This window comes from Halomicrococcus pelagicus, from assembly GCF_051917725.1.
In the GTDB taxonomy this organism is placed as follows: Archaea; Halobacteriota; Halobacteria; order Halobacteriales; family Haladaptataceae; genus Halomicrococcus.
Genome location: NZ_JBQBLX010000002.1, coordinates 116,471 through 137,009 on the forward strand (window position 1 = coordinate 116,471; position 20,539 = coordinate 137,009).

Genomic DNA, 20,539 nt, shown 5'->3' on the forward strand with positions numbered 1-20,539 from the left:
AACAGGCTTTACCTCTTCGAAGTCGGACATACCCGTATGCCAGAAGCTGGCGACGAGGGACCCGACTACGCCGAGCGCATCGCGGCCAACGCCGACGTCGAGAAGGACGCCTGGCAGCGCACGCTCGACGACATGGAAGCGACGGCCGAGGAACTCGAAGCGGAGGGCTGGGACGTCGTGACGATTCCGGCGAGTCACACCGCGCCGGAACACCCGGAAGCCGGCGAAAGCGACCGATTCGGATTCGTCTACGTCATCCCGGACAACTACGTCGACGAGTTCACCGAGGCGTTCGAGGCGGGGTCGTTCCCGAAGTACCGCGTCTACCGCAACGAGATGGGGTCGCGGGTGTTCCAGCTCACCGAGTTCCTGGACCCCGAATCCGAGACCGTCATCCTCGTCGCCGGAACGTACGAGATGATGCACGCCCCGGCGCTGGTGAAGACCGCGATGCGGGAAGACGAGATGTACAGTCACGTCCAGACCCTCGACGAGACGGTACACGGCTCGTTCCGCCACGACGACTACGAGAAGTTCTTCCCGGACCCGCAGCGGTACGAAGACTACGTGGTCGAAGCGAACGTGGGCGACGACGAAGACGAAGCGTAGTCGGCGAAGCGTCGGAACCTCGCGGCCCTCACGAGTTCTTCTCGACCATGTCGTTCGCTCGGCCAGCCCTCGCCGTAGCGGTCGCTCGCGGCCCGTATCGGTGTCGCAGTCGACGGCGACGCGACCGAGCCGAACTCGCCGAAGACCGACGGCGTCGACCGTGTTCTTCGCAGGGTACAAGAAGGGTGAAACCGTACTCGGCGCGTATGAACGTTGCCGAAGCGATGACGCCTCGCTCCGACGTCGTCACGGTCGAGCTACCGGGTACCCGAGACGACGTGCTAGAGTATCTCCAGGAGCGGTCGTTCTCGTCCGTGCCGGTCGTCAAGGAGACGGACGAGGGCGAGACGTATCGCGGGCTCATCTCGCGTGACGACCTCATCGAGAACCCGGACGAGGACCAGCTCGCCATCCTGATGCGGGAGGTGGCGACGACGACGCAGGACGCCGCCGTCGAGGAGGTGGCGGCGCTGATGCTCGAGGAGGGAACGCGCCGCGTGCCGGTCGTCGACGGCCAGCTGGAGGGCATCGTCACCGTCACCGACGTGGTCCGGGCCATCGCCGACGGCGACGCCGACGGCGACACCGAAGTCGGCGAACTTGCGAGCCGGGACGTGAACACCGTCTACGTCGAGACGCCGCTGACGGTCGCCGAGCGGGAGTTGTTCTACGCGAACCTCCCCTACGCCGTCGTGCTGGACGAGGAGGGCGAGATGGACGGCGTCCTGACGGAGGTCGACATCATCGACGTGGCGCAGGTCGTCGAGGGGGAGGACGACACCGGCGGGAGCATCGCCGACGAGGACGACGACTGGATGTGGGAGGGCATCAAGTCGGTCGGTCACAGCTACATCCCGACGCGGAACGTCAGGATTCCCTCCGCGCCCGTCGAGGAGTTCATGACGGGCGACGTGGTGACGGTCACGGAGCGCAAGACCGCCCGGGACGTCGCCCGGACGATGCTCCGGCACGACATCGAGCAGGTGCCGCTGGTCCAGGGCGACGAACTGGTCGGCGTCGTCCGGGACGTGAACCTGCTGGAGGCGTTGCGATGAGCGAGACGGACCTCGTCGAACTGGCGAAGCGACGGGGCTACTTCTTCCAGGCGAACGAGGCGTACGGCGGCGTCGCCGGCTTCTACACGTACGGCCCGCAGGGGGCGTCGCTGAAGCGCAACGTCGAGGAGTCCTGGCGAGACCGGTTCGTCGTCCGGGAAGGCAACGTCGAGATAGACTCGCCCACCGTGACGCCCGAACCCGTCTTCGAGGCGTCCGGCCACCTCGACGGGTTCGACGACATGCTCGTCGAGTGTGCGGAGTGCGGCGAGAGCCACCGGGCCGACCACCTCGTCGAGGACGCGAGCGACATCGAGGACGCCGAGACGTACCCGCCGGAGGAGGTCGCGGAACTGCTCGCGGACCTCGACCTGGAGTGTCCGTCCTGCGGCGCGGACCTCGCTGGCCAGTCGGTCGAGGAGTTCAACCTGATGTTCGAGACGTCCATCGGCCCCGGCAGCGGCCAGTCCGGCTACCTCCGGCCCGAGACCGCCCAGGGCATGTTCGTGGAGTTCCCGCGGCTCAAGGAGTACGCCCGCAACCAGCTTCCGTTCGGCGTCGCCCAGATCGGCAACGGCTACCGCAACGAGATAAGCCCGCGGAACGCCCTGCTGCGCGCCCGGGAGTTCACGATGGCGGAACTGGAACTGTTCGTCGACCCCGAGGAGGACCGGCCGGACCTCGACGCGGTCGCTGACGTGGAACTGCCGCTCTACTCGGCCGAGCGCCAGGCGGCGGACGACGAGGAGTACGAGTACCTGACGCCGCGGGACGCGCTCGACGCCGGCGTCGTCAACGGCGAGTGGGTGGCGTACTTCCTCGCGGTGTCGAAGCGCTGGTTCGAGCGCGTCGGCGTGGACATGGACCGGTTCCGGTTCCGCCAGCACCTGTCGGGCGAACTCGCCCACTACGCCAGCGACTGCTGGGACGCGGAAGCCGAAATCGAGGGCGACTGGGTGGAACTGGAGGGCGTCGCCAACCGGACCGACTACGACCTGCAGAAGCACGCCGACCACGCCGACGACAACTTCACCGTCTTCAAGCAGTACGACGAGCCGAAGACGGTCGAGCGCGTGACGGTGGACCCCGACATGAGCTACCTCGGCCCGGAGTTCGGCGGTGCCGCCGCGGACGTGGCCGACGCGCTCGGAACGCTCGCCGAGCGCAACCGGGCCGCGTTCGAGAGCGAGGACGTCACCGTCGAGGTCGACGGCGAGGCGTACACCGTCCCCGTCGAGAAGACGGGCTTCAGCGTCGACGAGGTCAAAGAGAGCGGCGAGCACGTCACGCCCCACGTCATCGAACCGGCGTTCGGCGTCGGTCGCGTGGTCTACACCGTGCTGGCCCACGCCCTCGACGCGGACGAGGTCGACGGCGAACGACGCCAGGTGCTGCGCCTCCCGCCGGAGGTCGCCCCGACCACGGTCGGCGTGTTCCCGATGATGGACAAGGACGGCATGGGCGAACTGGCGCGCGACCTCGCGGCCGACCTGCGCGCTCGCGGTCTCGACGTGACCTACGACGACTCGGGCAACATCGGCCGGCGCTACCGCCGCCAGGACGAGGTCGGCACGCCGTACTGCGTGACGGTCGACTACGAGAGCCTGGAATCGGACACCGTCACCCTGCGCGAGCGCGACTCGACCGACCAGGTGCGGGTCGACGTCGACGACCTGCCGCACCTGCTCGCCGACCTCCGGGCCGGCGAGCGCTCGTTCGACGACCTGCGGTAGAGCCGTGCGCAGCGAGATAAAGCGTCGTCTCGTGCACGTCAGCGGAACGGGGATGCCCGCCCTCTACCTGCTGGACCTCGTCACCTGGCAGCAGCTGCAGGAACTGCTGGTTCTGGGCTCCGCGAGCGCGCTCGTGCTCGAAATCGTCCGACTGTTCGTCGGACTGAACTGGCGTATCTACGACGAACTCACCCGCGAGTACGAACAGGAGAACCTCGCGGGCTACGCGCTGTACGCCTTCGGGATGACGGCGACGGCACTGGCGTTCGAACCGCGGGTCGCCGTCCCCGCGATACTGATGCTCACCATCGCCGACCCCATCAGCGGCGTCCTCGGCTCCGGCGAACTCGGCGTGAAGGCGGCGCACACGCTGCTCGTCACGTTCGCCGTCTGCGTCACCATCGCCTCGCTGCTGGGATTGCCGTTGCTGGCCGCGGTGCTGGGCGCGCTGGTCGCCACGCTGGCCGACGGCGTGAAGCCCGTCGTCGCGGGCTACGTCATCGACGACAACCTCACCATTCCCATCGGCGCGGGCGTGGCGATGTTCGTCGGCGTCCGGTATCTGCCGACCGTGGCGTAGTCGGAGCCGCCGGTACCCGGACCGTCGCCTGGCAGGTCTGGCCGGGGACGGTGGCCCGACGGACGACGGCCGGGCGTCCGGGCGGGGTTCGTTCGCTCGAACGGCGTCGGTCGGCTCGTCCCATAATTTACGTGACCTTTATTGGCTCGCCCGCGGAACCGGGGACCATGCGAGCCATCTTCTTCGACCTGGACGGAACCCTGGTCGAGTTCGGGCGGGACTACGAGGACATCCTGGCCGACGCTATCGAGGCGGTCGCGGACGAGGCGCCCGACGGAGCGATGGAAGCCTACAGCGACGCGTTCTACGCCAACTTCACGGCGTGCGAGTCGGACCCGATTCGGCGCGCGTTCGGCGAGACCGACGTCGCCGCGGACCCCGAGGCGCTGGCGGACGCGCTCCGGTCGCACGAGGTCGAGGCGTGCCGGACGCCGGACGACGCCGACGCCATGCTCTCGCGGTTGGCCGAGGAGTACGAACTCGGCGTCCTCACCAACGGACTCCGCGAGTGGCAGTGGGAGAAGTTCCGGGCGAGCGGCCTCACGGAGTTCTTCGACGCGTTCGTCGCGTCGTACGAGGCCGGCGCGCACAAGCCCGACCCCGCGCCGTTCCGCCTCGCCGAGCAGCGACTCCCGGCGGACGAGTACGCGATGGTCGGCGACGCCGACGCCGACGTCGAGGGTGCGAGAAGCGCCGGGTGGGCCGCACACCGGTACGACGGCGACGGGTTCGGCGACCTCCCCGAAGCACTCCGGTGGGGGTAACCGACGCCGGCCTTTACTTTCACCCTGCTACGCGAACCCTTTAACTGCAGGACGACCAAACGTCCCTCGAATGGCTGCCACGGACGCGGAGACAGACTACGTGGACCACCCACTGCTGTCGCCGGAGTTCATCGAGCGACGGCTCTACCAGATTCAACTGGCCGGCACCGCGCGCAACCACCACACGCTCGTCTGCCTGCCGACGGGGCTCGGGAAGACGACGGTCAGCCTGCTCGTCACGGCCGAGCGACTGAACGAGGTCGGCGGGAAGTCGCTGCTGCTCGCGCCGACGAAACCGCTCGTCAACCAGCACGCGGAGTTCTACCGGGAGGCGCTCGCGATTCCCGAGGACGACGTCGTCGTGTTCACCGGCGAGGTGCGGCCCGAGGAGCGCACCGAACTCTGGGAGGACGCGCAGGTCGTCATCGCCACGCCGCAGGTCGTCGAGAACGACCTCGTCGGCGGGCGCATCGACCTCGGCCCGGTCACCCACGTCACGTTCGACGAGTGCCATCGCGCGACCGGCGACTACGCGTACAACTACATCGCCGAGCGCTACCACGCCGACGCCCGCTCGCCGCTCGTGACGGGGATGAGCGCGTCGCCCGGCGGCGACGAGGAGACCATCCTGGAGGTCTGTGAGAACCTCGGCATCCGCGAGGTCGAGGTGATGACCGAGGAGGACAGCGACGTCTCCGAGTTCACCCACGACACGGACGTCGAGTGGGTGCGCGTCGAACTACCCGACGACATCCTGGAGATTCGGGACGCGCTGAACGAGGTCATCAGCGACCGCCTCGAACGGCTGAAGGAACTCGGCGTCGTCAACACCACCCGACCGGACGTCTCCCAGAAGGACCTGAACAAGGTACGAGGAGAGCTCCAGAAGCTCATCGACAACGACCAGTCGGAGGGGTACAAGGGCATGTCCGCGCACGCGGAGGTGATGAAGCTCCGGCGCGCGGTCGAACTCGTCGAGACCCAGAGCGTCGAGTCGCTGCGGCGCTACTTCGAGCGCCAGCGCAACGCCGCGCGGTCGTCCGGCGCGTCCAAGGCGAGCCAGCGGTTCGTCTCGGAGCCGAAGGTACAGGAGGCGATGCGGAAAGCCGAGGCGTACGACGAGCGCCATCCGAAGTTCCGGAAGGCCCACGCGAACGTCGCCCAGGCGCTCGTCGACGGCGGCGAGCGCATCATCGTCTTCACCGAGTCCCGGGACACCGCGGAGACGCTGACGGAGTTCTTCGGCGAGCACTTCGACACCCGGCGGTTCGTCGGCCAGGGGGACAAGGACGGCAGCGACGGGATGACCCAGAACGAACAGCAGGAGGCGCTCGACGAGTTCCGCGCCGGCGAGTTCGAGGTGCTGGTCTCCACGTCGGTCGCCGAGGAGGGCCTGGACGTGCCGGAGGTCGACCTCGTGCTGTTCTACGAACCCGTGCCGACGGCGGTTCGGTCCATCCAGCGAAAGGGCCGGACCGGCCGACAGGCCCAGGGCCGCGTCGTCGTCCTGCTCGCCGAGGACACCCGCGACGAGGCGTACTTCTGGATATCGAAGCGCCGCGAGGACGAGATGGAGGAGGAACTGCGCGCGCTGAAGGGCGTCGCCGACGACGTGGAGGAGCAACTGGACGACAGCCAGCAGACGCTCGGCGACTTCGAGGACGGCCCGTCGAGCGACCCGGGCGGCGCGACCGACTCCGGAACGAGCGCGGCCGCCGACGGGGACGCGACGGGCACGAGCGAGGTCGCCCACGGCCTGGAGGAGTTCGCCGAGGAGACCGGGGGACGGTCCGCGGACGAACTCGACGGCGCGGTCGCCACGGCGCGCGGCGAGGAGAACACCGAGATAGTCGCCGACCAGCGCGAACTCGACGCGAACGTCGCCCGCGACCTCTCGGCCCGGGACGACGTCGACGTGCGCCTCGAGACGCTCGCGGTGGGCGACTACATCCTCAGCGACCGGGTGGCGGTCGAGCGCAAGACGGTGGGCGACTTCCTCGACTCGCTGGTCGGCGGCGACCGCTCGGTGTTCGAGCAGGTCGGCGACATGACCCGCCACTACTCCCGGCCCGTGCTGGTGCTGGAGGGCGAGGGACTGTACGAGCAGCGCAACGTCCACCCGAACGCGATTCGGGGCGCGCTGTCGTCGCTCGCGGTCGACTTCGGCGTCAGCGTCCTGCAGACCGACGGCGAGGACGACACCGCCGACCTGCTGGAGGTCGTCGCCACCCGCGAACAGGAGTCGGCCGACCGCGAGGTGTCGGTCCACGGTGAGAAGCAGGCCAAGACGCTCGACGAACAGCAGGAGTACGTCGTCGCCGCCATCGCCGACATCGGCCCGGTGACGGCGCGGTCGCTGCTGTCGACGTTCGGGAGCGTCGAGGCGGTGATGACCGCGGAGAAGGAGTCGTTACTGGACGCGGAGGGCGTCGGCGAGGTGACCGCCGACCGCATCCGCGAAGTCGTCGCCAGCGAGTACGAGGGGTGACGAGCGTCGACGACGACCGAAAAGGGGTCGTCGTACTGGCACCGACGCGCGAGCGACGACCGGGCAATCGTTCGTTACTCGGCGTAATCCAGGAATTCGTGACCAAACAGCAGTAATGCGGCAATGTGGTCGCGAAACCAGTAGTTGCGGAAGGAATCGGCGTTCTGAACGAACGAAAACGGCGTGAACGGTCAATCCGGATTAAACCCCGCGTACCCAACGTTAGGTCGAGGGTGAATCATGCTGACTCGACTCACGGAGCGAGACACGAAGCGAGACGACGAAGAGGAGACTCCCCGAGTCGAACTGCTGTACGGGGACCCACAGCACGAGACCAGCGCGGAGATCATCGAAAAACACCTGTACGGCGAGCCACAGCACGACGTGGTCGAGGACGACTTCCCGGAGGAGTTCGACCCCGACGTGGGCCGTGCGTTCGACTGGCTCGGCCGCCAGATCGACGTCAGTTTCGACCGTCGCTTCGACTAGGGAACGACGGTGACAGCGACTTCTTCCGACCGTAACACCGTCTCGGCGGCACTACCGAGGATGGCGCGTTCGACGGTGCCGGAGCTCTCGTGACCCATCACGACGTGGTCGTAGCCGCGCTCGGCGACGAGGTCGAGGATGTCCCTGCCCACCCGGTCGGCGGGACGAAACTCCAGTCGCACGTCGGTCGACAGTTCCGGGTCGTCGTCGATGTCCTCCTCGGCGAGTATCTCGCGGGCGTTCTGGAGGATGGTCTCGGTCGCGTCGGTCTCTTCGTCGGTGACGTGGACGACGTGAAGCGAGGCCTCGAACCGTCGTGCGAACTCGGCTGCGAACCGGAGCGCCCGTGTGCTACACTCCGAACCGTCGACCGGTGCCAGGACCTTCATACAGGGACATGAGTCGATTCGTTCTTAACGGTTCGCCCGGTCGAGCGCCGCCAGCGCCTCCGCCGCCTCCCGCGTGGCGGCCAGAACGTCGCGAGCGCGCGCAACGTCGTCCGTGGCCTCGGCCTCGCGCGCGAGCCGCGTCAGCTTCCGCACCAGCGCGTCGCGCGCCTCGTCGAGGTCGCCGCCCGCGTCGGGCGCGGGCCGAACGGGCTGGACCGATTCGCCGCGGTTCGGTCGCTCGCTGCGGTCCGACGGACCCCGGCTGGCGGACCCGTCACGTCCCGACGATTCGCCGGTCTGGCTCGGCGGCGTCCGCGTCCCGGTTCGGTCGGTGGGTCCCGTACCGAGCTGTTCGCGCGACTCGCCGGACTGCGGCGACCCGCTCTGGCTCGGCGGAGCGCGCCGGGACCGGGACGTCTCCGGCGGTCGGGGCGTCCCGCTCCCGGCTTCGGTGCCGACTGCCGGCTGGTCGGACCCGGACGGCTCCCCTTCGGGGTCGGCGTTCCCCGTCTCCGCGGCGTTCGGCTCCATCTCGCCCGGCTCCGCGTCGTCCGGCGTCGCTTCGCCGGCCGCGTTCGAGTCGGCCTCTTCGGTCTCGACCTGGCCGGTCTCGTGCTGGCAGGTGGGGCAGAACTCCGTGCCGTCGTACCGGAAGATGGGGTCGCCGCAGGTGTCACAGTGCTTGTCCGTCATCGTCGCCCCCTGAAGGAGCAACTCGCTCATGCGCTGGGTGGCCTTGCGGTCCTCCTGTTCCTGTTCGTACTGCTGGCGGAGTTTCTCTCGCTCGGCTTCCTTGTCGAAGTCGCTCATGTGTACATGGATGGTACGCCGGCCTCTTGCGCCTTTCCCTCCGGAACGCGCCGGAGAGACCGGCTCCCGCTTCGTGCGGAGATTTAAGTACGGGAACGGGACCAACCCCGGCGTGTCGAAGCGCCCGTTCTACGAACTCGAAACCGCCGCGTACTGTCCCCGGAAACTCTACTACCAGCGCCGCGATACGGTCGACGTTCCGGACCGCGTCGTCGACCGCCGCGAACTCGCCTTCGAGTACGACCGCCTGCTCGACGCGAGTCCGACGGACCTCGCCGACCTGCCCCTCGAACTCTCGCCCGAGGAGTTCCGGGCGAATCTCGAACGCGCCGCTGACGGCGACGCCTGGTCGCAGCTCTGTACCCCCGACGAGCGCGAGCGACTGGTCGAGGGCAAGGACTGCCGGGGCGTCGTCCACAAGGTGCTCGACCGCGACGCACCGGTGCCGTCGATGGTGTTCACCGGCGCTCCGCCGAACCAGGGCGTCTGGGAGCCACAGAGCGTCCGCGCCGTCGCCGCAGCGAAGGCGCTCGCCTGGGAGCACGAGACGGCGGTCGACCGCGCGTTCGTCGAGTACCCCGCGTACGGAATCGTCCGCGAGATCGACCTCACGACCCGCCGCAAGGCCGCCTACCGGCGCGCGCTCCGGACGGCCCGGGCCATCGACGGCCCGCCGCCACGACTGCGGAACGACGCGAAGTGCGACGCCTGCGAGTACCGCGCCGAGTGCGGCGTGAAGACGCGCTCGCTGCGGTCACTGCTCGGCTAGCCACGCGGCGACCGCGTCGGCGTTCGACCCCCGACGGAGAATCTCGCCGGACGCGACGTTCACGACCGTGCTTCCCGTGCCGCCCGTCTCGCCGCCGTCGAGGACGACCGCGGCGGCCTCCCGGATTTCGGGGTCGAGGTCCGCGAGGCGGCGCGCGCTCGCCCGGCCGCTCACGTTCGCGCTCGTGCTCGTGACGGGCGCGACCTCGCGGAGGAGCGCGAGCGCGAGGTCGTGGTCCGGGATGCGGACGCCGACGCGCTCCCGGCCGGCGGTGAGCACGTCCGGCACGGCGTCGGTTTTCCGACAGAGAAGGGTGACGGGACCGGGCAGGAACTCGCGCGCGAACCGCCGCTCGCGCTCCGTGAGCCTGACGTACTCCCGCGCGGCCTCCACGTCGGGGACGGCCAGCGAAATCGGGTCCTCACGGGACCGCTGCTTCGCGGCGAACACTCGTTCGATGGCGTCTTCGTCCAGCGCGTCGGCACCCAGACCGTACACGGTCTCGGTCGGATAGACGACCAGGTCGCCGCTTCGAATCGCGGCGGCGGCACGTTCGATGTCGGTCATGCCGGGCGTTCGCGCTCGCGGAAAAAAGACGTTGGGTCGTGGCGCCGGCGCCCCGGAGCAGCGACGGGTTCCGGCCTGCCCGCGCCGGCGATGAGACCCTGGCCGCCGTTACAGCGCTTCGATGGCCGCTTCGACCGCGTCGTAGTCCGGGAAATCGGGCCACTCGCTCGCGACCCAGGCGTACTCGACGGTCCGGTCCGAGTCGAGGAGGAAGACGGCCGGTCGGTGCTCGCGGACGCCCGTCATGCCGTCGAGGTCGTGAGCGACGTCGTACTCGTCGGCGACGGTCGCCGCCGGGTCGCTGAACAGGCGAAAGTCGATGTCGCGCTCCTCGATGAGCGTCTCGTGCTCGTACGGCGTGGAGATGGAGCAGCCGACGACGCGCAGGTCGTGGTCTTCCTCCCAGGCGCGGTCGCGTATCTCGTTCCATATGTACGTTCCGGGGAACGCGCCGTCCATCGTGTAGAAGACCAGCAGCGTCGGTCCCTCGGCGGTCACCTCCGAGAGCGCGGCGTCCTCCCAGTACTCGTCGTTCACCAGCGGGCGAGTGAAATCGGGCGCGGTGTCGCCCTCCTCGGGATGGTCCGTCTCGGCGAGTTCGACGACCTCGAAGTCGACCATCAGGCCTCACCCCTGTCGGTCGCCGCGTCGTCGGTCGCGGCCCCGTCGCCGTAGGTTGCGTCGAGGTAGTCGACGATGTTCGCGCTCTCGCTCATCGTGACGCCCGTGGCCTCGTCGACGATGGCGGGGACGGTGCGCTTCCCGCTGATGCGCTTGACAACGTTGCGGTCGCTGTGCATCGGTTCGACGAACCGCGACCGGTAGTCGAGGTCGTGCTCGTCGAGCTTTCGCACCACGCGCTCGCAGAACGGACACGCCTGCAGTCGGTACAGCGTGATGGCGGGCTCGTCGGTCTCTGTGCTCATGTCCGTGTCGTTGGGGAGAAACGTCCGTAAGGGCTTCGTCCGCGGCAGCGACGGCCCGGAAATCAACGGCAAAAGAATAAAGAGTTAATCCCGCCGACAACCAAGGTGGGTTACTGAATGGCGCTTTCCCTAACGCAGGTCACACTCTGGCAGACGTCGTCCGCTGCCGGGATACTCGGTATCGAGTTGACCGACAGCCTGATAACGTGGCTCGGCGTGCTCGCTATCGTCGTACTCATCGGTCTGTCGGCGTTCTTCTCCTCGTCCGAGATAGCGATGTTCTCGCTAGCCAAGCATCGCGTCGACGCGCTCGTGGAGGACGAGGTGCCCGGAGCGAAGACGGTCGCCGCGCTCAAGGACGACCCCCACAGACTGCTGGTGACGATCCTGGTCGGGAACAACATCGTCAACATCGCGATGTCCTCGATAGCCACGGGACTGCTCGCCCTCTACCTGAACCAGGGACAGGCGGTCGCCGTCGCGACCTTCGGCATCACGGCGCTCGTCCTGCTGTTCGGGGAGAGCGCGCCGAAGTCCTACGCCGTCGAGAACACCGAGTCGTGGGCGCTCCGCATCGGGAAGCCGCTGAAGTACTCCGAGTACCTCCTCCTGCCGCTCGTCGTCCTGTTCGACCGCCTGACCCGCATCGTCAACCGCGTCACCGGCGGTCGCTCGGCCATCGAGACGTCCTACGTCACCCGGGACGAGATTCAGGACATGATCGAGACGGGCGAGCGCGAGGGCGTCATCGAGGAGGACGAACGCGAGATGCTCCAGCGCATCTTCCGGTTCAACAACACCATCGCCAAGGAGGTGATGACACCGCGGCTGGACATGACCGCCGTGCCGAAAGACGCGAGCATCCAGAAGGCCATCGAGACGCTCGTCCAGTCGGGCCACGAGCGCGTTCCGGTCTACGAGGGGAGCCTCGACAACGTCATCGGCGTCATCCACATCCGCGACCTCGTGCGCGAACAGCAGTACGGCGAGGCCAGCGGCTTCGACCTCGACGACGTCATCCAGCCGACGCTGCACGTCCCCGAGAGCAAGAACGTCGACGAACTGCTCACCGAGATGCGCGAGAACCGGATGCAGATGGTCATCGTCATCGACGAGTTCGGAACGACGGAGGGGCTCGTCACCATGGAGGACATGGTCGAGGAGATCGTCGGGGACATCCTCGAAGGAGAGGAGGAGGAACCGATCGAGTACGTCGACGAGGACACGATAATCGTCCGCGGCGAACTCAACATCGACGAGGTCAACGAGGCGCTCGACATCGAGCTTCCGGAGGGCGAGGAGTTCGAGACCATCGCCGGGTTCATCTTCAACCGCGCCGGTCGCCTCGTCGAAGAAGGCGAGAACATCGACTACGACGGCACCCGCCTCCACGTCGAGCAGGTCGAGAACACGCGCATCATGAAAGCCCGCATCACGCGGCTGGAGGAGGCAACGGCCGAGGACGAATCCGACGAGTCCGAGGCGGTCGAGGAGAGCGTCGGACCGAGCACCGAGTAGCGCTTCTTCAGGGTGCCAGCGTCTGGAACGGCCCACTTTCGGTTCCAGACGTGATACGGCTCGCGGTACGAGATACGAGATTCGACTCACCGAACAGCTACCGGTGGTCGCCAGTTCGGCCGGCTACCGGATGTCGCCCGACGAACCCCTGTAGAGGGGTAGCGCGCTCACCGCGAGCGACCGAAGCGAACGAAGTGAGCGAGAGAGCGAGCGGGCCAAGCGACGACCGATGCGAGGCGCTTCGCGTCTCGGAAAGCGAGCGGCGAAGCCGCGAGCAAGGGAGGGAGGAGTGTCTTCGTGAGCGCAGTGAACGAAGGCTCGGAAGACGCGCTGCGTCTTCCGGCACTTTTGGTCGAGCTTTTGCCAGCGACCGAGCGTAGCGAGGGAGCGCAGCAGAAGGTCGTTTCAGAAGGAGACGTTCGTCTCCATCCCCTCCGTGGCGTCGTCCAGGCCGTCCTGCTGGACGTTCTCGGTCATCCGGTCGGAGATCTCGCGGTCCCGGAGGACGTTCTCGAACTCGTCGGTGTAGCGGTGGTTGACGGTCCTCGCGGCGTCTTTCGCCGCGACGACGCGTCGGTAGTGTCGGACGGCCGACTCGCTCGCGTCGAGTTCGGCGGCGCAGTCCGCGACGGTGGCGTCGTCCTCGAGCAGGTCGCGAAGTTCGACGAGGTCGAAGGGTGCGTCGGCCTCGCGGAAGAGGTGGAGGTCCACGCGGGCGCGAGCGACGGTCTCTTCGTCGGCGTCCCCGAGGTCGTCGGCGATTTCGGCGTCGGACTCGCTGGCGTAGTACCCCCGGACGACCGTCACGAGTTCCTCGTCCGACAGCGCCGTCTCGAACTCCTGCTCGTCTCGCATCTGGGCGACGACCTCGCGCAACCGCTGTTCCACGTCGGCTTCCGAGTTGAGGGAACCGTGGGTGGCCTCCTGGGTCTCCGTGACGGTCTCCTCGTCCGTCACGTCCATGAAGATGTCGCGGAGTTCCTCGGTCTTCTCGTCCATGGGCCGTGACTCATGACCGGGTGTTATAAAAAACTGTCGGGGTGACGATGAAATTTTCCGAGCGAGGAGAGGCGAACACAGGCCGTCAACCGAAGGTATAATTCCAGTTGACGAAAGAGGTCGGGACATGGCAACCGAAACCGAGTCGGTCGACCTCGTCGGCGAGGAGGCTGTGGAGAACGTGGCGCGGACCGCCCTCTTCGCCGCCGTCGTCGGCGCGTTCGCGTACGTGTCGTTCCCGAACCCGCTCGCACCGTCGCTTCCCGTCACGTTGCAGGTGCTCGGCGTCTTCCTCGCCGGCATCTTCCTCGGGCCGGTGTGGGGCGGGGCTTCGATGGTGCTCTACCTCCTCGCAGGGGTCGTCGGCGCACCGGTGTTCTCCGGCGGCTCTGCCGGCGTCGGCATGCTGCTGGGGTACACCGGCGGCTACCTCCTCTCCTACCCGCCCGCGGCGTTCGTCATCGGCGCGGTCGTCCACGGCGGACTCGATCTGCGCGACCCCCAGGCCGCGAGCGTCGGCCGCCTCGTCGCCGCGCTGCTGGTCGGCACCGTCGTCATCTACGCCTGCGGGACCGTCGGCTTCGCTATCGTCCAGAACGTCGGCCTCGTGGAGGCGTTCGCGCTCTCGGCGCTCGCGTTCGTCCCGTTCGAGGCGTTCAAGATCGCCGCCGCGGTCGGCATCGTCCGCAGCGACCGCATCGCCGCGGAATGATAGAGACGCGAAACCTCACCGCACGCTTCGGCGAGACGGTCGCGCTCGACGACGTCTCGCTGACGATTTCGGACGGCGAGTTCGTCGTCCTCGCCGGCCCGAACGGGAGCGGGAAGACGACGCTCGTCCGCCACTTCAACGGCCTGCTCGCCCCGGATACGGGGGACGTGCTCGTCGACGGAACGCCGGTCGACGACGACCTCGTGGCCGCCCGCACGCGCGTGGGGATGGTGTTCCAGAACCCCCGCGATTCGTTCGTCGCGGCCACCGTCGGCGCGGACGTGGCCTTCGGTCCGGAGAACCTCGGACTCGACCGCGACGAGATAGAGCGCCGCGTGGCCGACGCGCTGGCGGCGGTGGGGATGACGGGGCGGCGCGAGGAGCGCATCGACGCGCTGTCGGGCGGCGAGCGCGAGCGCGTCGCCATCGCGGGTGCGCTGGCGATGGAGCCGGCCCATCTCGTGCTCGACGAACCCTTCACCGGCCTCGACGCCCCGGCCCGCGAGTCGGTCCTCGAACGCCTCGCGTCGCTGCACGACGAGGGGACGAGCCTGGTCGTCGTCACGCACGACCTCCGGGACGTCGTGCGGCTGGCCGACCGCGTCGTCGCACTCCGGGACGGCGCTGTCGCGGTCGACGGTGCGCCCGCCGACGTGCGAGACGACCTCCCCGACCTCGGGGTGGCCGTGCCGTGACGCTCGCCTACCGGCCGACGGGCGCGTTCGCCGAGTCGCTCGACCCTCGGGCGAAACTCGGCTTCCAGGCCGCGTTCGCGGTCGCGGCGTTCGCGCACACGACGCCGCGCGGCCTCGCGGTCCTCACGGTCGTCGCCGCGCTGGCGCTCGCCGCGGCCCGTACCTCGCCGACCTGGGTGGTCTCGGAGTTCCGGCTCGCGTTGCCGTTTCTCGTCGGGTCGCCGCTGCTCGCGGGATTCGCGCTCGGCCCGCCGTGGTTCGTTCCGGGGGACGCCGTCGCACCCCTGCTGGCGAGCTATCGCGTTCTGCTCGTGCTCGCCGTCGGCGCGGCCTACGTCCGGACGACGCCGGCCCGCGACTCGCGGGCGGCCGTCCAGCACCTCGTCCCCGGTCGACCCGGCCAGTTCCTCGGGATGGGCATCGCCTTCGTCTTCCGGTTTCTGCCCGTCCTGCAGGCGGACCTGCGGTCGATACGGTCGGCGATGGCGGCGCGGCTCGGCGACGAGCGCCCCCTGCGCGAGCGAATGCAACTCGTCGCGACGGCGGGGCTCGCCCGGGCGTTCGAGCGCGCCGACCGGTTCGCGCTGGCGCTCCGGGCGCGGTGTTTCGCGTGGAACCCGACGCTGCCCCCGCTTTCGGTCGGAGTCCGGGATGTGCCCGTCCTCGCCGGGACAGCGGCGCTGGTCGCGTGGTCGCTCGCGTAAACTCACAACTCGTTTCTCATTCTCGCAAGACGGCAACGAGGCGAACATGAAGCAAGACTTAAGCGACTGCCTTTCTCCTCATAAAACATGGAACTCCTCGCGCTGGCGCAGGCGGGCGACGTCACCCGACCGACGTTCTGGCGCATCGGCCACGTCGGCGAGGCCGTCTTCTACTACCTCGCCGCGGTCGCCATCGCCATCTTCGCCGTCGGAGTGTACGAGCGGTTCGCGAACTACGCCCGCGGCACGGACGACTGGTTCGAGCGACTGGACAACCTTCCGGGACGCGTCGTACGGGCAGCGAAGGTCGTCGGGTCCAACGAGAAGCAGTTCGACAGGGACCTCTACGGTGGACTGATGCACGCGTTCATCCTGTGGGGCTTCCTGACGCTGCTCATCGGGACGACCATCCTGATGATAGACATGGACCTCTGGACGAAGGCCCTCGGCCAGGACTCCTTCTTCGTCGGCGACTTCTACCTCTCCTACTCGCTGGTGATGGACGCGATGGGCCTGCTGTTCGTCGTCGGCGTCGGCATGGCCATCTACCGGCGCTACTGGGTCCGCAACCACCGCCTCTGGGGGAAACACACGAGCGCCGAGGACGACCTCTTCATCTGGACGCTGTTCCTGCTCGGTACCGGCGGCTACGTCACGGAGGGCGTTCGTATCCTCGGCACCGGCGTCCCCGAGTTCGCCGACGTGAGTTTCGTCGGCCTGTTCGTCGCCGGCGCGTTGCAGATGACCGGCGTCACTCAGTCGACGGCGGCCGCGTGGTACCCCGTGACCTGGTGGTCCCACGCCCTTCTCGCGCTGGCGTTCGTCGCTTCCATCCCGTACGCCAAACCGTTCCACATGCTCTCGTCGTTCGCCAACGTCGTCACGCACGACGAGAAGGCCGGCAAGCGCCTCCCTGGCGTTCCGGAGGACGCCAGCCCCGACGAGATCGGAGCCACCGACATCGACGACTTCTCGTGGCGGCAACTGCTCGACCAGGACGCCTGCACGAAGTGCGGCCGCTGTTCGTCCGTCTGTCCCGCGAAGGCGTCGGACCGACCGCTCGACCCCCGCGACGTCATCCTCGACCTGAAACAGTACCGCGAGGACCTGGACGCCGGACGGACCGAAGAGAAACCCATCGTCGCGGACGGCGGCGCGAGCGTCATCGACAGCGAGACGATGGAGTCCTGCATGTCCTGTATGGCCTGCATGGACGCCTGCCCCGTCGACATCGAGCATCTCACCTCCTTCACGGACATGAACCGCCGGCTCACCGAGTCCGGCCAGATGGACGAGAACGTCCAGGACGCGATGATGAACATCTTCCAGAACGGCAACTCCTTCGGCGACCCCGAGCGGACGCGCCCGAACTGGACCGACGACCTCGACTTCGAGGTGCCCGACGCCCGCGAGGAGTCCGTCGAGTTCCTCTGGTACGTCGGCGACTACCCCTCCTTCGACGAGCGCAACCGCCGCATCGCCCGCTCGCTCGCCACCATCCTCCACGAGGCGGACGTCTCCTACGGCATCCTCTACGAGGACGAGCAGGCCGCCGGCAACGACGTGCGCCGCGTCGGCGAGGAGGGCCTCTACGAGATGCTCGTCGAGGACAACGTCGCCGCGTTCGACCAGTGCGACTACGAGAAGATAGTCTGTACCGACCCGCACGCGTACAACACGTTCGAGAACGAGTACCCCGAGATGGACGAGGAGTTCGACGCGGCCGTCTACCACTACACGCAGGTCGTCGAGGAACTGTTCCGCGAGGGCCGCCTCGGTCTCTCCGGGTCGGAACTCGACTACACCGTCACCTATCACGACCCCTGCCACCTCGGCCGGTACAACGACGAGTACGAGGCGCCCCGCGACATCGTCCGCGCCACTGGCTGCGAACTGGACGAGATGCCGCGCAATCGCGCGAACTCGTTCTGCTGTGGCGGGGGCGGCGGCGGCCTCTGGATGGACTTCGACGAGGACCCCAAGCCCAGCGAGGAGCGCATCCGCGAGGCGCTCGAGGACACCGACGCCGGCCCCGGCGTGGACAAGTTCGTCGTCGCCTGCCCGATGTGCATGACGATGTACGAGGACGGTCGCAAGACCGGCGGCTACGAGGACGACATCGAGATCGTCGACGTGGCCGAACTCGTCGTCGACGCGCTGGGGGCAGAAGAGCGCGTCGCAGTCGCGTCGTAGACGCTCCGATTCCCTTTCTCGGCGGACGGGTCCCTGACGGACTGCGAAACTCCGCGGCCGTCGGAAAAGAACGGTTGCGGTTCTCGTGAGCCGATTCGTGCGACGCTTACCCGGACGCGGCCTCGACGAGGTCGCGATACTCGTCTTCGGTGAACGCGCGCAGCGTCTCCGTTTCGACGGTTCCTTCCTGCAGGTACGTGAGCGTCCCCTGTGCGATGGACTCGTCGTCCGGGAACTCGCTGACGACGACCGCGTCGTACCGACCCATGGTCAGGTAGAAGGCGTCCATCTCACCACCGAACGACCGCATCACTTCCTTGGCAGCGTCGAGGCGCTCGGGTCCCTCCTCGATGTTTTCGGTCCCCTCCTCTCTGAAGTTGACGAGCTGGATGTACGTTGGCATAGTTTACCGTCCCCCGTTTTCCGTTGCTGTGCCCGCGACGGAACTCGGCCTCCCCCCACGCCCGCTCGAAAGGCCCGATTACGGCTACTCGGTATTTCTACAAATAGCTATGCAGATTCCCCCGCTCGGTAACAGATACGGGCGGTGTTGACGGACGTTCAGCGAACGCGCCGATTCTCGGCTTCGACGGAGTTCGGCGGCGTCGACGCCGGCGAGCGACCGAACCGGCGCGCTACGTTCACTCCGACGAAGCGGCGGCGTCGATGGCCCTGGCGATGAGACCGGCCTGCGCGCCGGCGACGAAGCCGGCGTCGACGTTCACCGTCGAGAGGACGGTACAGGACTGCAGCATCCCCGACAGCGCGGCCTCGCCCTCGCCGGCGTGGCCGTAGCCGTTCGAGACGGGCAGTCCGATGACGGGCGTGTCGACGAGACCGGCGACGATGGTCGGGAGCGCGCCCTCGCGGCCGGCGGCGACGACGAGCACGTCGAGGTCGCGCAACCGCTCGACCTGGTCCAGGATGCGGACGAGCGACGCCACGCCCACGTCGTGGACCTCCGTCACGTCGGCACCCATCTCCTCGGCGACGACGACCGCCTCGCCGGCGGGGACGGCGTCGCTCGTGCCGGCGCTGACGACGCCGACAGCGGCGTCGACGTTCGGCGGTTCGAAGTCGGCGGCGTGGGCGACGAGCACGTTCGCGCGCTCCCGGTGGCGTACCGCGGCGTCGGGATGGGCGTCGGCGAGTTCCGCACGCACCGCCGCGACCTGGTCGTCGCTCACGCGCGTGAGCAGCGCGCGCCCCGCCGTCTCGACCGCGGTCGCGGCGAGCGCACGCACTTCCTCGGACGTCTTCCCGTCGCCGAGGATGGCTTCCGGGACGCCACGGCGTCGCTCGCGGGCGGCGTCGAACCGCCCTTGCTCGCTGGTCGCGTACCCCGATAGCTCCGATTCGGCCTCAGAAACGCTCATATCGCCGGATTCGACGGCCTCCAGTATCTCTCGCATATCCAGCCCTCCGTGCCGGACGTACTCGAATCCCCCGAACCGCCCCTTCACTCGATATTCCAGAACTTAAGTTCTTTGGCCCAGGTAACAGATACCCGGTCAGTGTTCGACTCAGCCGCGTTCGCGGGTAGAATTGGGAAGCTTTATTAGGAGGGATAGGGAAGAGGGTTCTGTATGGCAGACCTCATCGTCAAAGCGGCTGTGAAGGAAGCGCTCAACGACAAGAACGTCGCGTCGGACTTCTACGACGCGCTCGACGAGGAGGTCGACGACCTTCTCGAAGACGCTGCCCGCCGCGCCGAGGCGAACGACCGCAAGACGGTCCAGCCGCGCGACCTGTAAACCCGAAACGACACACTTTCTCGATTTTTTCTCGACCTGGAAGCGATAGCTGACGACGGACCTAGAACTCCTGTACCTCGACGCCGTCCTCGCCGCCGACGTGAACCTCGTCCGCCATCCCGACGAACAGACCGTGTTCGAGGACGCCCGGGAGCGCCGACAGCTCCTCTGCGAGCTCGGCCGGCGAGCCGATGCGACCGAAGTCGCAGTCGAGGACGAGATTCCCGTTGTCCGTGACGACGGGGCCGTCCTTCCGCTCGGCGTCGCGTAGCGTGGGGTCGCCGCCGAGTCCGCGCACGTCGGCGGCGACGGTCCGCCGTGCCGCCGGCAGTACCTCCACCGGCACCGGATGGTCGAGTTGCTTCACGAACTTGCTGGGGTCCGCGACCACGAGCAGGCGGCTCGCGGCCGCGTCGACCACCTTCTCGCGGGCGTGGGCCGCGCCGCCACCCTTCACGAGGTGCGGACCGGAGAACTGGTCGGCGCCGTCGATGGCCACGTCTATCTCCACCACCTCGTCGAGTTCGACCAGCGGAATCTCGGCCTCGCGCGCCAGCTCCCGCGACTGGAACGACGTCGTGACTCCCTGGATGTCGAGGCCTGCGTCGACCTTCCGCCCGAGGGCGCGGATGGCGTGAGCCGCCGTGCTTCCGGTGCCGAGACCGACTATCATACCGTCGGTGACCGCCTCCGCGGCGCTCTCTCCGGCGTTGCGTTTCGCGGCGTCGCTACCGCCGTTCGTCTTCATGTCCGGGACTCTCTCGCGCCGGAGAAAAAGTCTGGCG

The 20,539-nt window shown here is 68.0% G+C and carries 23 protein-coding genes; 14 read left to right on the top strand and 9 right to left on the bottom strand.

Going from position 1 to position 20,539, the window contains the following annotated elements; genetic code table 11:
• Positions 1-36 precede the first annotated feature (36 nt).
• From ACTF4R_RS05330 to ACTF4R_RS05360, 7 genes are all read left to right on the top strand, one after another.
• Positions 37-609 carry a DUF7529 family protein gene (locus ACTF4R_RS05330; RefSeq protein WP_440006856.1) on the top strand — a complete coding sequence of 191 codons (573 nt, stop codon included), beginning with the start codon at positions 37-39 and terminating at the stop codon, positions 607-609.
• A 206-nt stretch (positions 610-815) separates the two neighbouring features.
• Positions 816-1,664, top strand: coding sequence for a CBS domain-containing protein (locus tag ACTF4R_RS05335; RefSeq protein ID WP_440006857.1), 849 nt, complete (start codon positions 816-818; stop codon positions 1,662-1,664).
• Entirely contained in the window at positions 1,661-3,397 is a 1,737-nt protein-coding gene (glyS, locus tag ACTF4R_RS05340) for a glycine--tRNA ligase (protein WP_440006858.1), read from the top strand. The genes ACTF4R_RS05335 and glyS overlap by 4 nt, the downstream gene beginning before the upstream one ends.
• A 4-nt stretch (positions 3,398-3,401) precedes the next feature.
• Entirely contained in the window at positions 3,402-3,977 is a 576-nt protein-coding gene (locus ACTF4R_RS05345) for a dolichol kinase (RefSeq protein WP_440006859.1), read from the top strand.
• Positions 3,978-4,144: 167 nt separating this feature from the next.
• Positions 4,145-4,741, top strand: a complete 597-nt coding sequence (locus ACTF4R_RS05350) for an HAD family hydrolase (protein ID WP_440006860.1) — start codon at positions 4,145-4,147, stop codon at positions 4,739-4,741.
• Between the two features lie 70 nt (positions 4,742-4,811).
• Positions 4,812-7,229, top strand: coding sequence for a DEAD/DEAH box helicase (locus ACTF4R_RS05355; protein ID WP_440006861.1), 2,418 nt, complete (start codon positions 4,812-4,814; stop codon positions 7,227-7,229).
• A 240-nt stretch (positions 7,230-7,469) separates the two neighbouring features.
• Positions 7,470-7,718, top strand: coding sequence for a hypothetical protein (locus tag ACTF4R_RS05360; protein ID WP_440006862.1), 249 nt, complete (start codon positions 7,470-7,472; stop codon positions 7,716-7,718).
• On the opposite strand, the gene ACTF4R_RS05365 is transcribed toward ACTF4R_RS05360, so the two are convergent.
• Both ACTF4R_RS05365 and ACTF4R_RS05370 read right to left on the bottom strand, forming a co-directional pair.
• Positions 7,715-8,107, bottom strand: a complete 393-nt coding sequence (locus ACTF4R_RS05365; RefSeq protein ID WP_440006863.1) for a universal stress protein — start codon at positions 8,105-8,107, stop codon at positions 7,715-7,717. The genes ACTF4R_RS05360 and ACTF4R_RS05365 overlap by 4 nt on opposite strands.
• 24 nt (positions 8,108-8,131) lie before the next feature.
• Complete coding sequence (locus ACTF4R_RS05370; protein ID WP_440006864.1) at positions 8,132-8,917, bottom strand: Sjogren's syndrome/scleroderma autoantigen 1 family protein; 786 nt, start codon at positions 8,915-8,917, stop codon at positions 8,132-8,134.
• Positions 8,918-9,029: 112 nt separating this feature from the next.
• Between ACTF4R_RS05370 and ACTF4R_RS05375 the strand changes: the two genes are divergently transcribed.
• Positions 9,030-9,686: a CRISPR-associated protein Cas4 gene (locus ACTF4R_RS05375; protein WP_440006865.1), complete on the top strand. Its 657-nt coding sequence runs from the start codon at positions 9,030-9,032 to the stop codon at positions 9,684-9,686.
• On the opposite strand, the gene ACTF4R_RS05380 is transcribed toward ACTF4R_RS05375, so the two are convergent.
• From ACTF4R_RS05380 to ACTF4R_RS05390, 3 genes are all read right to left on the bottom strand, one after another.
• Positions 9,672-10,253, bottom strand: a complete 582-nt coding sequence (locus tag ACTF4R_RS05380; protein WP_440006866.1) for an L-threonylcarbamoyladenylate synthase — start codon at positions 10,251-10,253, stop codon at positions 9,672-9,674. The two genes, ACTF4R_RS05375 and ACTF4R_RS05380, sit on opposite strands and share 15 nt — an antisense overlap.
• A gap of 108 nt (positions 10,254-10,361) precedes the next feature.
• Entirely contained in the window at positions 10,362-10,874 is a 513-nt protein-coding gene (locus ACTF4R_RS05385) for a redoxin domain-containing protein (protein ID WP_440006867.1), read from the bottom strand.
• A complete protein-coding gene (locus tag ACTF4R_RS05390) occupies positions 10,874-11,179 on the bottom strand; it encodes a glutathione S-transferase N-terminal domain-containing protein (protein ID WP_433628825.1) in 306 nt (101 codons plus the stop codon). The genes ACTF4R_RS05385 and ACTF4R_RS05390 overlap by 1 nt, the downstream gene beginning before the upstream one ends.
• Positions 11,180-11,296: 117 nt before the next feature.
• On the opposite strand from ACTF4R_RS05390, the gene ACTF4R_RS05395 reads away from it, so the two are divergent.
• Entirely contained in the window at positions 11,297-12,697 is a 1,401-nt protein-coding gene (locus tag ACTF4R_RS05395) for a hemolysin family protein (RefSeq protein WP_440006868.1), read from the top strand.
• A gap of 405 nt (positions 12,698-13,102) precedes the next feature.
• Here the strand turns inward: ACTF4R_RS05395 and ACTF4R_RS05400 are convergent, their stop codons facing one another.
• Positions 13,103-13,696, bottom strand: coding sequence for a conditioned medium-induced protein 4 (locus ACTF4R_RS05400; protein WP_440006869.1), 594 nt, complete (start codon positions 13,694-13,696; stop codon positions 13,103-13,105).
• A gap of 127 nt (positions 13,697-13,823) precedes the next feature.
• Here ACTF4R_RS05400 and ACTF4R_RS05405 point away from each other — a divergent pair, with 127 nt between their 5' ends.
• From ACTF4R_RS05405 to ACTF4R_RS05420, 4 genes are all read left to right on the top strand, one after another.
• The gene (locus ACTF4R_RS05405) at positions 13,824-14,408 is read left to right on the top strand and encodes a biotin transporter BioY (protein WP_440006870.1); all 585 of its coding nucleotides are present in this window, start codon (positions 13,824-13,826) and stop codon (positions 14,406-14,408) included.
• Entirely contained in the window at positions 14,405-15,103 is a 699-nt protein-coding gene (locus ACTF4R_RS05410; protein WP_440006872.1) for an energy-coupling factor ABC transporter ATP-binding protein, read from the top strand. Before ACTF4R_RS05405 ends, ACTF4R_RS05410 begins: the two co-directional genes overlap by 4 nt.
• Complete coding sequence (locus ACTF4R_RS05415) at positions 15,100-15,807, top strand: energy-coupling factor transporter transmembrane component T family protein (protein WP_440006874.1); 708 nt, start codon at positions 15,100-15,102, stop codon at positions 15,805-15,807. Before ACTF4R_RS05410 ends, ACTF4R_RS05415 begins: the two co-directional genes overlap by 4 nt.
• A gap of 87 nt (positions 15,808-15,894) precedes the next feature.
• Positions 15,895-18,000, top strand: a complete 2,106-nt coding sequence (locus tag ACTF4R_RS05420; RefSeq protein ID WP_440006876.1) for a heterodisulfide reductase-related iron-sulfur binding cluster — start codon at positions 15,895-15,897, stop codon at positions 17,998-18,000.
• Positions 18,001-18,106: 106 nt separating this feature from the next.
• Here the strand turns inward: ACTF4R_RS05420 and ACTF4R_RS05425 are convergent, their stop codons facing one another.
• Together ACTF4R_RS05425 and larB are read right to left on the bottom strand one after the other, a co-directional pair.
• On the bottom strand, positions 18,107-18,403 hold the full coding sequence (locus tag ACTF4R_RS05425) for a GYD domain-containing protein (RefSeq protein WP_440006878.1): 297 nt from the start codon (positions 18,401-18,403) through the stop codon (positions 18,107-18,109).
• A gap of 238 nt (positions 18,404-18,641) precedes the next feature.
• A complete protein-coding gene (gene larB / locus ACTF4R_RS05430) occupies positions 18,642-19,412 on the bottom strand; it encodes a nickel pincer cofactor biosynthesis protein LarB (protein ID WP_440006879.1) in 771 nt (256 codons plus the stop codon).
• A 174-nt stretch (positions 19,413-19,586) separates the two neighbouring features.
• Between larB and ACTF4R_RS05435 the strand changes: the two genes are divergently transcribed.
• A complete protein-coding gene (locus ACTF4R_RS05435) occupies positions 19,587-19,754 on the top strand; it encodes a DUF1931 family protein (protein WP_113274542.1) in 168 nt (55 codons plus the stop codon).
• A gap of 61 nt (positions 19,755-19,815) precedes the next feature.
• Here ACTF4R_RS05435 and rpiA read toward each other — a convergent pair whose 3' ends face one another.
• Positions 19,816-20,502 (bottom strand): ribose-5-phosphate isomerase RpiA, encoded by a 687-nt coding sequence (gene rpiA, locus ACTF4R_RS05440; RefSeq protein WP_440006881.1) that lies wholly within the window; start codon positions 20,500-20,502, stop codon positions 19,816-19,818.
• Between the last annotated feature and the right edge of the window lie 37 nt (positions 20,503-20,539).

Bases quoted from the DNA above. Each gene is read 5' to 3' on its own strand.
- ACTF4R_RS05330 (WP_440006856.1), top strand. From the start codon at position 37: ATGCCAGAAGCTGGCGACGAGGGACCCGACTACGCCGAGCGCATCGCG.
- ACTF4R_RS05335 (WP_440006857.1), top strand. From the start codon at position 816: ATGAACGTTGCCGAAGCGATGACGCCTCGCTCCGACGTCGTCACGGTC.
- glyS (WP_440006858.1), top strand. From the start codon at position 1,661: ATGAGCGAGACGGACCTCGTCGAACTGGCGAAGCGACGGGGCTACTTC.
- ACTF4R_RS05350 (WP_440006860.1), top strand. From the start codon at position 4,145: ATGCGAGCCATCTTCTTCGACCTGGACGGAACCCTGGTCGAGTTCGGG.
- ACTF4R_RS05355 (WP_440006861.1), top strand. From the start codon at position 4,812: ATGGCTGCCACGGACGCGGAGACAGACTACGTGGACCACCCACTGCTG.
- ACTF4R_RS05360 (WP_440006862.1), top strand. From the start codon at position 7,470: ATGCTGACTCGACTCACGGAGCGAGACACGAAGCGAGACGACGAAGAG.
- ACTF4R_RS05365 (WP_440006863.1), bottom strand. From the start codon at position 8,107: ATGAAGGTCCTGGCACCGGTCGACGGTTCGGAGTGTAGCACACGGGCG.
- ACTF4R_RS05370 (WP_440006864.1), bottom strand. From the start codon at position 8,917: ATGAGCGACTTCGACAAGGAAGCCGAGCGAGAGAAACTCCGCCAGCAG.
- ACTF4R_RS05380 (WP_440006866.1), bottom strand. From the start codon at position 10,253: ATGACCGACATCGAACGTGCCGCCGCCGCGATTCGAAGCGGCGACCTG.
- ACTF4R_RS05385 (WP_440006867.1), bottom strand. From the start codon at position 10,874: ATGGTCGACTTCGAGGTCGTCGAACTCGCCGAGACGGACCATCCCGAG.
- ACTF4R_RS05390 (WP_433628825.1), bottom strand. From the start codon at position 11,179: ATGAGCACAGAGACCGACGAGCCCGCCATCACGCTGTACCGACTGCAG.
- ACTF4R_RS05395 (WP_440006868.1), top strand. From the start codon at position 11,297: ATGGCGCTTTCCCTAACGCAGGTCACACTCTGGCAGACGTCGTCCGCT.
- ACTF4R_RS05400 (WP_440006869.1), bottom strand. From the start codon at position 13,696: ATGGACGAGAAGACCGAGGAACTCCGCGACATCTTCATGGACGTGACG.
- ACTF4R_RS05405 (WP_440006870.1), top strand. From the start codon at position 13,824: ATGGCAACCGAAACCGAGTCGGTCGACCTCGTCGGCGAGGAGGCTGTG.
- ACTF4R_RS05410 (WP_440006872.1), top strand. From the start codon at position 14,405: ATGATAGAGACGCGAAACCTCACCGCACGCTTCGGCGAGACGGTCGCG.
- ACTF4R_RS05420 (WP_440006876.1), top strand. From the start codon at position 15,895: ATGGAACTCCTCGCGCTGGCGCAGGCGGGCGACGTCACCCGACCGACG.
- ACTF4R_RS05425 (WP_440006878.1), bottom strand. From the start codon at position 18,403: ATGCCAACGTACATCCAGCTCGTCAACTTCAGAGAGGAGGGGACCGAA.
- larB (WP_440006879.1), bottom strand. From the start codon at position 19,412: ATGCGAGAGATACTGGAGGCCGTCGAATCCGGCGATATGAGCGTTTCT.
- ACTF4R_RS05435 (WP_113274542.1), top strand. From the start codon at position 19,587: ATGGCAGACCTCATCGTCAAAGCGGCTGTGAAGGAAGCGCTCAACGAC.
- rpiA (WP_440006881.1), bottom strand. From the start codon at position 20,502: ATGAAGACGAACGGCGGTAGCGACGCCGCGAAACGCAACGCCGGAGAG.